8 protein-coding genes are annotated in these 8,281 nt (G+C 53.1%); all 8 read right to left on the reverse strand.

Translation table 11 applies throughout. The features are described 5' to 3' along the window. Positions 1–1,018: outer membrane protein assembly factor BamA (gene bamA / locus ACZAHD_RS19280; protein ID WP_462458207.1), on the reverse strand; the 1,018-nt coding region annotated here is incomplete at its 3' end. 31 nt (positions 1,019–1,049) lie between these two features. Then, positions 1,050–2,402, reverse strand: a complete 1,353-nt coding sequence (rseP, locus tag ACZAHD_RS19285; protein WP_462458208.1) for a sigma E protease regulator RseP — start codon at positions 2,400–2,402, stop codon at positions 1,050–1,052. A gap of 11 nt (positions 2,403–2,413) precedes the next feature. After that, positions 2,414–3,271, reverse strand: a complete 858-nt coding sequence (gene cdsA, locus ACZAHD_RS19290) for a phosphatidate cytidylyltransferase (RefSeq protein ID WP_462458209.1) — start codon at positions 3,269–3,271, stop codon at positions 2,414–2,416. A gap of 12 nt (positions 3,272–3,283) precedes the next feature. Then, positions 3,284–4,042, reverse strand: coding sequence for a (2E,6E)-farnesyl-diphosphate-specific ditrans,polycis-undecaprenyl-diphosphate synthase (ispU, locus tag ACZAHD_RS19295; RefSeq protein ID WP_462458210.1), 759 nt, complete (start codon positions 4,040–4,042; stop codon positions 3,284–3,286). 249 nt (positions 4,043–4,291) lie between these two features. Continuing rightward, a complete protein-coding gene (ispC, locus tag ACZAHD_RS19300) occupies positions 4,292–5,494 on the reverse strand; it encodes a 1-deoxy-D-xylulose-5-phosphate reductoisomerase (RefSeq protein ID WP_462458211.1) in 1,203 nt (400 codons plus the stop codon). A 241-nt stretch (positions 5,495–5,735) separates the two neighbouring features. After that, positions 5,736–6,293 carry a ribosome recycling factor gene (frr, locus tag ACZAHD_RS19305; RefSeq protein ID WP_004858114.1) on the reverse strand — a complete coding sequence of 186 codons (558 nt, stop codon included), beginning with the start codon at positions 6,291–6,293 and terminating at the stop codon, positions 5,736–5,738. Positions 6,294–6,443: 150 nt separating this feature from the next. Next, positions 6,444–7,169 (reverse strand): UMP kinase, encoded by a 726-nt coding sequence (pyrH, locus tag ACZAHD_RS19310; protein ID WP_004858112.1) that lies wholly within the window; start codon positions 7,167–7,169, stop codon positions 6,444–6,446. A 147-nt stretch (positions 7,170–7,316) separates the two neighbouring features. Next, a complete protein-coding gene (gene tsf, locus ACZAHD_RS19315) occupies positions 7,317–8,168 on the reverse strand; it encodes a translation elongation factor Ts (RefSeq protein ID WP_346430370.1) in 852 nt (283 codons plus the stop codon). Positions 8,169–8,281 lie beyond the last annotated feature (113 nt).

The raw sequence follows: 8,281 nt of genomic DNA on the forward strand, positions 1-8,281 counted from the left end.
TGACGTGCAGTTTCACGGTCTTATCGCTATCGTTAATTTCCGGCTGAGACTGGACGCGCGGATAGGCATAGCCATAGCGACCGAGGAGTTTCTTAATATCATTCTCCATTTTGGTCACTTTGGCGCCGTTATACAGCTCGCCCGGCTCGACTTTGGTCAACGCTTCGATTTCTGCTGAATGTCCCGCCAGATCGCCCGTCACCTGAACACCGGAAAGCTTGTACTGCTCGCCTTCAGTGATATTCACGGTGATGTAGATGCCTTTTTTATCCGGCGTCAGGCTCACCTGAGTGGAGTCGATGTTGAAACGCGCGTAGCCGCGATCCAGATAGTAGCTGCGCAGGGTTTCGAGATCCCCGGCCAGCTTCTGCTTCTGGTATTTGCGATCGCCGACAACGTTCCACCACGGCACTTCATCGCGTAGCTGGAAGGTTGAGATCAGTTCATCGGTGCTGAACGCATGGTTACCGACAATGTTAATCTGCTGGATTTTCGCCGAGACGCCTTCCTGGAATACCAGTTTCAGGTCAACGCGGTTACGCGGCAGCGGTGTCACGACAGCTTTTACGCTGGCGCTATACTTACCGACGCTGTAGTAGAAATCTTCCAGCCCTTTCTCGATATCAGTGAGGGTCGTGCGGTCAAGTGACTCCCCAACGCGAACGCCGGATGCCTCAAGGTTTTGCTTGAGCATGTCATCCTTCACCGACTTGTTACCGGAGAAAGTGATGCTGGCAATCGTTGGGCGCTCTTTCACCTGCACCAACAGGGTATCACCATCGCGCAGGACGCGGACGTCCTCAAAGTTGCCAGTGGCAAACAAAGCACGAATGGTGTTACTGATATCATCATCGGTCACCGTATCGCCAGGACGCACTGGCATACTGAGGAGGGCCGCACCAACAGCGACACGCTGCAAGCCTTCGAAATGAATGTCCTTCACCACGAACCCTTCAGCACCGTATACGGTTGCGCTGCTAAACAGCAGCGACGCTATGAGCAACTTTTTCATCGCCATCGTTATTATGCGTTCTTCCTAACAAACTCTCTTACAACCGAGAGAAATCATTGAAAAGTGCAAGCCCCATTAACAACACCAGCAGTATTGAGCCAATGCGATAACTAAAGTCTTGAACTCGCTCGGATACCGGCCCGCCCTTCAGCTTTTCAATCGCCAAAAATAGCAGGTGACCCCCGTCCAGGACGGGAAGCGGGAACAGATTGATTATTCCGAGGTTCACGCTAATCAGCGCAAGGAACATCAGATAGTAAATCAACCCAAACTCCGCTGACATTCCAGCCCCCTGGGCGATAGAAATCGGCCCGCTGAGGTTGTTCAGTTTGACATCTCCGGTTATCAATTTACCCAGCATCCTGACGGTTAATGACATCAGTTGCCAGGTTTTATCTGTGGCTTCAGCAATGGCGGCAAACGGCCCGTACTGACGCACTGTCTTATATTCATCAGGCAGCGGGATAACCTTAGGTACAACCCCTGCAAACCCTTCGGCTTTCCCTTTTACGGTTCGGCTGTCTGGCGTCAGCGTAACAGACGAGGGACTCCCCTGTCGCTCGATCTCCAGAATCAGCGTCTTACCCGGATTATCACGCACCAGATTGACAAACGTCATCCACTGCGTTAACGGTTGACCATCGACTTTAACGATCCTGTCGCCCGCTTGCAAACCGGCCTTCTGCGCCGCCGAGCCAGATTGCACTTCAGCCAGCACCGTATCAATCTGCGCACTGCGAGGCTGAATACCCAGCGATGTCACCGGATCTTGTTTATCCGGTTCAAACGCCCAGTGCCGCAGATCGAGGATTTTATCCTGGCGCTGACTGCTCCCGAAAGGGGCGACCGTAACTATTGTTTGCTCATCGCCTATCTTCGAGACCAGCGCCATACGCACCGCATCCCAATCAGGCGTTTCGATGCCATCTATCGCTTTAAGTTCCGTACCTTTTGCAATTTGTGCGTGTGCGGCAATCGAGTCGGGTACTATTTCACCAACAACCGGACGGACGCCAGGGACACCGATAATAAAGACCAGCCAGTAGGCAAAGATGGCAAAAATGAAGTTCGCGATTGGCCCTGCGGCAATGATAGCTGCACGCTGGCCAACGGTTTTGTTATTGAAAGCATAGTGGCGCATCTCAGGCGCCACCGGCTCGACGCGTTCGTCGAGCATTTTGACATAGCCGCCGAGGGGAATAAGAGCGATGACGAATTCTGTTCCCTGCTTGTCAAAACGTCGCCACAACGCTTTACCAAAGCCAATGGAAAAACGCTCAACGCGGACGCCGCAGCGACGAGCCACCCAGAAATGGCCAAACTCATGCACGGTAATCAATACGCCCAGCGCAATGATAAAGGCAGCCAAATTCCAGAGTACGCTTAGCATAAAACCTTCCGTCAAATCGTCCTGAAGACCAACAATAGCAGACAAGCAAACACCGGTACCGCCGCCGTCAGGCTATCGATACGATCCAGTATTCCACCGTGTCCGGGAATCAGATGGCCGCTATCCTTAATGCCGGCCTCTCGCTTAAACATACTCTCTGTCAGATCGCCGAGCACCGATGCCAGTGCCGCAACAACGGAACACACCAGCAATACCGTTGGGGTAACATCCAGATTTACCCACTGGCCGTAGGCCCAGGAGATGACCGCCGCCGTCACCAGACCACCAAAGAACCCCTGCCAGGTTTTCCCCGGAGACACTTTGGGAGCCAGCTTATGCTTGCCGAACATCTTGCCAAATATATAGGCGCCAGAATCCGCGCCCCAGACCAGAATCATCACGTACAGCAGCCACAGCGCGCCGCTGTAATGGTTATCTGCATAATGCCAGGCGCGCAGCACCAGCATGCCCCAGAAGAACGGGACGATAGTCAGAATACCAAAGATCAGACGCAGCGTTTTCGAGTTGCGCCAGAAAGCAGCGGAAGCCGGGTAAGAAAGCACCAACAACAGCGCCACAATCCACCAACCAAACGAGGCCCAGAGCGCTCCTTCAACCAACGGTTGATGAACGTCATAGTGATATTCCGGCATCATGAAAAGCATCAACGCCAGTAGCAGGCCACACAGCAGCGCCAGCCAGATGCGTTGCGAAGTTGAAGTGAAACCGCTAAATTGCCCCCACTCCCACGCCGCGAGCATACACACCACGAGCGTGACGATGGCAAAACCCGCAGGCGGCAACAGAAAAAGCGTCGCAATCACCACGGGGACTAAAACGAAAGCCGATATCAGGCGATACTTCAGCAAAAGTGACCCCCATCAGGCATGATTGCCACCCGGCTCAGTGCCGCCGAAACGACGCTCTCGATTAACAAAGGCATGGAGTGCACCTTCAAAGTCCTGTTCAGCAAAATCGGGCCAAAGAACATCGGTAAAGTAAAGTTCGGCATACGCAATTTGCCAAATCAAAAAATTACTGATGCGATGCTCTCCCCCGGTCCTAATAACTAAATCTACAGGTGCCAGTTCATGCATACAGACCTGCTGACTCAGCATGTCTTCCGTGATCTGTTCGGGCTGAAGTAACCCGTTCTGAACCTGTTTGGCCAGATTGCGGACACCCTGAATAATATCCCAGCGCCCACCGTAGTTCGCCGCAATATTCAGCGTTAAGCCCGTGTTGTTCTCCGTCAGTGCTTCCGCTTTGCGGATACGCTCCTGAAGGCGAGCATTAAAACGCGTCGTCTCACCGATAATCCGCAGGCGGACGTTATGCCGATGCAGGCTTTTCACTTCACTATCCAGCGCCCATACGAAAAGCTCCATCAGGGCACTGACTTCCTGCTCGGGGCGGTTCCAGTTCTCGCTGCTGAATGCATACAGCGTCAACGCTTCAATACCATTGTTCGCCGCGAAGGAGACCGCGCGACGAACCGACTTCGCCCCGGCTTTATGGCCGAATGCGCGAATTTTTCCTTGCTGTTTCGCCCAACGACCGTTGCCGTCCATGATAATGGCGACATGACGACAGCCATGCGCAGGCGATATTTCGCTGACAGTGTGATTAGCAGACAACATAACGCGTTTTAAGTCCATAATAAGGATTAGCCAAGCCACTAAACGCGAGCAACCGGTCAGCGCTGTATACGCATTTTTATCCAGTGCCGAAGCTACAGCTCATCGCCGAGAACACCCCAAAGCTTTACGCAAAAAAGCCGTGTTTTTCCACGGTCACCACAATCTTTTATAACAAAATGCAACGATTGGGTGGCGCAGACTATATCACTGAAGCCCAGCGCCCACAAATATCACAACGTGTCGTGATGTTCAGCTCCGCGTTGTCAGATGTTTTATCTGCTTCTGCGCAACGACTCTGGCCTGGGCGTCAATAACCAGCACCTCATCAATACTTTGCGGCTCATCCAGCGCCACCTGATCCAGTACCGCCAGGTTGACTCCCGCAATATCGGTAAAGCGAATCTCTTCCGCCAGGAAGGCTGCCACTGAGATTTCATTTGCCGCATTCAGTGCCGTTGTGGCCGCCTGACCTTGATCAAATGCGTCCATCGCCAGTTTGAGGCACGGATAGCGCCCGTAGTCCGGCGCCGAAAAGCTCAGGTGGCTCAACTGACAGAAGTCTAACGCCGGCACACCAGAATTCAGACGATCTGGCCAGCCCATCGTATGAGCGATAGGCGTGCGCATATCCGGTTCACCGAGTTGCGCAATGACGCTGCCGTCAAGATAACGCACCATCGAGTGAATGACGGACTGCGGATGGATCAGCACTTCCATCTGCCGGGCTGAAGCGTTGAACAACCAGCGGGCTTCGATATATTCCAGCCCTTTGTTCATCATCGTGGCGGAATCGACAGAAATTTTGCGTCCCATTGACCAGTTGGGATGACGGCAGGCCTGATCCGGCGTCATCGCCGCCAGTTCCGCTAGCGCCGTTTCCCGGAAAGGACCACCGGAACCGGTCAGCAGAATGGACAAAACCCCATTCTGTGTTAAGTCAGCGTATCCAAGATTATTCTGTACGGTTACCGGCATACTCTGAAAAATCGCGTTATGTTCGCTGTCCACGGGCAGCAGGTGCGCGCCGTACTGTTGCACAGCATCCATAAACAGGCGTCCACAGGTGACCAGCGACTCTTTATTCGCCAGCAGCACCGTTTTACCGGCACGGATAGCCGCCAGCGTGGGTACCAGCCCCGCGGCACCCACAATCGCCGCCATCACCTGATCAACGTCGTCCAGCGCAGCCACTTCAGCGGCAGCCTGCTGGCCGCTCAATACGTCAGTGCGGCTACCGTTTTCACGCAGGCGAATACGCAGCGCGTCGGCGCTTTGCACATCGTCCATAACCGCGTAGCGGGGAGAGAATTCCAGACATTGTTCAACCATACGGTCGACATTTCTCCCTGCGACCAGCGCGGTGATGGAAAAGCGATCGGGGTTTTGGCGCACCACATCCAGCGTGCTGCAGCCAATTGAACCGGTCGAACCGAGAACGGTTAATTGCTTCATGAGATGTCCAGAAGAATTGAGACAGGATAAACAAAGAAAAACGCCGCCAGTAAGCCCTTACACCACAATCATCCGGGAGCAGGTCGGCGTTGTATCACCTCCGGCAAACATGCCAGAGGCTACAGGGCCAACCGTGTTAACACAATCCCAGGAATTGAGCGTTCGGTCTTCTGTACGGCGTTTCAGACTTAACACCCGCAGCCCATCAATAATGGTAGGCGGCGAGTGTATCGGCAGAGAATCAGAACTGCATCAGTTCCGCTTCTTTATCGGCCAGCGCCGCATCCACTTTCTTGATGGCGGCGTCAGTCATTTTCTGCACGTCGTCCTGAGAACGGCGATCGTCATCTTCGCTGATCTCTTTGTCTTTCAGCAGTGCTTTTACTTTGTCGTTAGCATCACGACGCACATTACGGACGGACACGCGAGCCTGCTCGGCTTCGGCACGCACGATCTTAGTCAGATCTTTACGACGTTCTTCGGTCAGCGGCGGCAGCGGAACGCGGATGTCGGTCCCCGCAGAACTTGGGTTCAGACCGAGATCGGAAGCCATGATCGCTTTCTCAACGGCCGGGCTCATCGAGCGATCGAACACGTTGATTTTCAGCGTACGGGAGTCTTCTACCGTGACGCTTGCCAGCTGACGCAGCGGCGTCGGCGTGCCGTAATATTCCACGACAATGCCATCCAGCAGGCTGGGAGAAGCACGACCCGTGCGTATTTTGCTGATTTGGGTTTTGAACGCTTCAACGCATTTTTCCATGCGTACTTCAGCATCTTTTCTGATATCGCTAATCACGTTACGAATCCTTGAAAACTTGTCTCAGACAGACCAGACGGTCGCTCACCGCGAAAGTGAGCTAAGTATAGTCAGGTTTAATGCAAATCACCGGGCGATAAACCCGCGAAAGTAAGGCGGAATATTACCCGGATTTGGCGCTGACGGAAATTATTCCGTAATCAATGTGCCTTCTTTTTCGCCCATCACCACGCGACGCAGTGCGCCAGGTTTATTCATGTTGAAAACGCGAATTGGCAATTTATGGTCACGCGCCAGGGTAAAGGCAGCCAAATCCATGACTTTCAGTTCTTTATCGAGCACTTCGCTGTAGGTCAGCTGATCGTACATGGTGGCAGACGGATCTTTGGCCGGGTCAGCGGTAAACACACCGTCAACTTTGGTGGCTTTCAGCACCACATCGGCTTCGATTTCAATACCGCGCAGACAGGCGGCAGAGTCGGTGGTGAAGAACGGGTTACCGGTCCCTGCCGAAAGAATCACCACGCGATTGTTACGCAGCAGGCTGATGGCTTCCGCCCAACTGTAGTTATCACACACACCATTCAGCGGAATCGCTGACATCAGGCGAGCGTTCACATAGGCGCGATGAAGTGAGTCACGCATTGCAAGGCCGTTCATCACCGTTGCCAGCATGCCCATGTGGTCGCCCACAACACGGTTCATACCCGCTTTCGCCAGCCCAGCCCCACGGAACAGGTTACCGCCACCAATCACTACGCCAACCTGAATACCCAGTTCAACCAGTTCTTTGATTTCCTGAGCCATACGGTCAAGTATGCTTGCATCAATACCGAAGCCTTCCGAACCCTGCAGAGCTTCACCACTTAACTTAAGCAGAATACGTTTATAGACGGGTTTTGCATTGGTAGCCATGTTTCTTTCCTGAGACTGTCAACGAGTGGGATGAGTTAATACTGGCGACATTGTATGCCGCTTTTCAGCACAGTCACTATAAGCGATGCGCTGAATTTACAAAATGGGCACAAAAAGAAGCCGCCCTCAGGCGGCTCCTTTTGAAAATTAAGACTGCTTGGACATCGCAGCAACTTCTGCTGCAAAGTCAGTCTCAACTTTTTCGATGCCTTCGCCCACTTCAAAGCGGATGAAGCCAGTCACGTCGGCATTGTGCTCTTTCAGCAGTTGAGCAACAGATTTGCTCGGGTCCATAACGAAAGGCTGGCCGGTCAGAGAAACTTCGCCGGTGAATTTCTTCATGCGGCCTTCAACCATTTTCTCTGCGATTTCTTTCGGCTTACCAGACTGCATCGCGATGTCCAGCTGAACCTGGTACTCTTTCTCAACCACATCAGCAGAAACGTCTTCCGGTTTAACGAATTCCGGCTTGCTTGCTGCGATGTGCATTGCCAGCTGTTTAACCAGCTCCTGGTCAGCGCCTTTCGCCGCCACCAGAACGCCAATACGTGCGCCGTGCTGGTATGAACCCAGAACTTCGCCTTCCAGGGCCGCTACGCGACGGATGTTGATGTTCTCACCGATTTTAGCAACCAGCGCAACACGCTCTTCTTCGAACTGAGCTTTCAGAACTTCAACGTCGGTGATTTTACCAGCAACAGCTGCGTCCAGAACTTTGTTAGCAAATGCCTGGAAACCACCATCTTTAGCAACGAAGTCAGTCTGGCAGTTAACTTCCAGAATGATGCCGTAGGTGCCGTCGATCTTAGTGATGATCACGCCGTCAGCAGCAACGTTGCCTGCTTTTTTAGCTGCTTTGATCGCACCGGATTTACGCATGTTTTCGATTGCCAGCTCGATGTCGCCGTTCGCTTCGGTCAGCGCTTTTTTGCAATCCATCATGCCTGCGCCAGTACGCTCACGCAGCTCTTTTACCAGGGATGCGGTAATTTCAGCCATTCTTAAATCCTCGGGAGATGTGAACTGCCCGGCCAGGGGCCAAACAGTATAAATTGAAAAAAGGGGCCGAAAATGGGCCCCTATTCATACACGGTACTAATAAGGGGTGAAAC

The organism is Raoultella sp., assembly GCF_039594335.1.
Lineage (GTDB): Bacteria > Pseudomonadota > Gammaproteobacteria > Enterobacterales > Enterobacteriaceae > Klebsiella.

What these genes read in the sequence shown, in the direction of transcription:
- ispU (WP_462458210.1), bottom strand. Translation starts at nt 4,042, where the DNA reads ATGTTGTCTGCTAATCACACTGTCAGCGAAATATCGCCTGCGCATGGC.
- pyrH (WP_004858112.1), bottom strand. Translation starts at nt 7,169, where the DNA reads ATGGCTACCAATGCAAAACCCGTCTATAAACGTATTCTGCTTAAGTTA.
- ispC (WP_462458211.1), bottom strand. Translation starts at nt 5,494, where the DNA reads ATGAAGCAATTAACCGTTCTCGGTTCGACCGGTTCAATTGGCTGCAGC.
- rseP (WP_462458208.1), bottom strand. Translation starts at nt 2,402, where the DNA reads ATGCTAAGCGTACTCTGGAATTTGGCTGCCTTTATCATTGCGCTGGGC.
- tsf (WP_346430370.1), bottom strand. Translation starts at nt 8,168, where the DNA reads ATGGCTGAAATTACCGCATCCCTGGTAAAAGAGCTGCGTGAGCGTACT.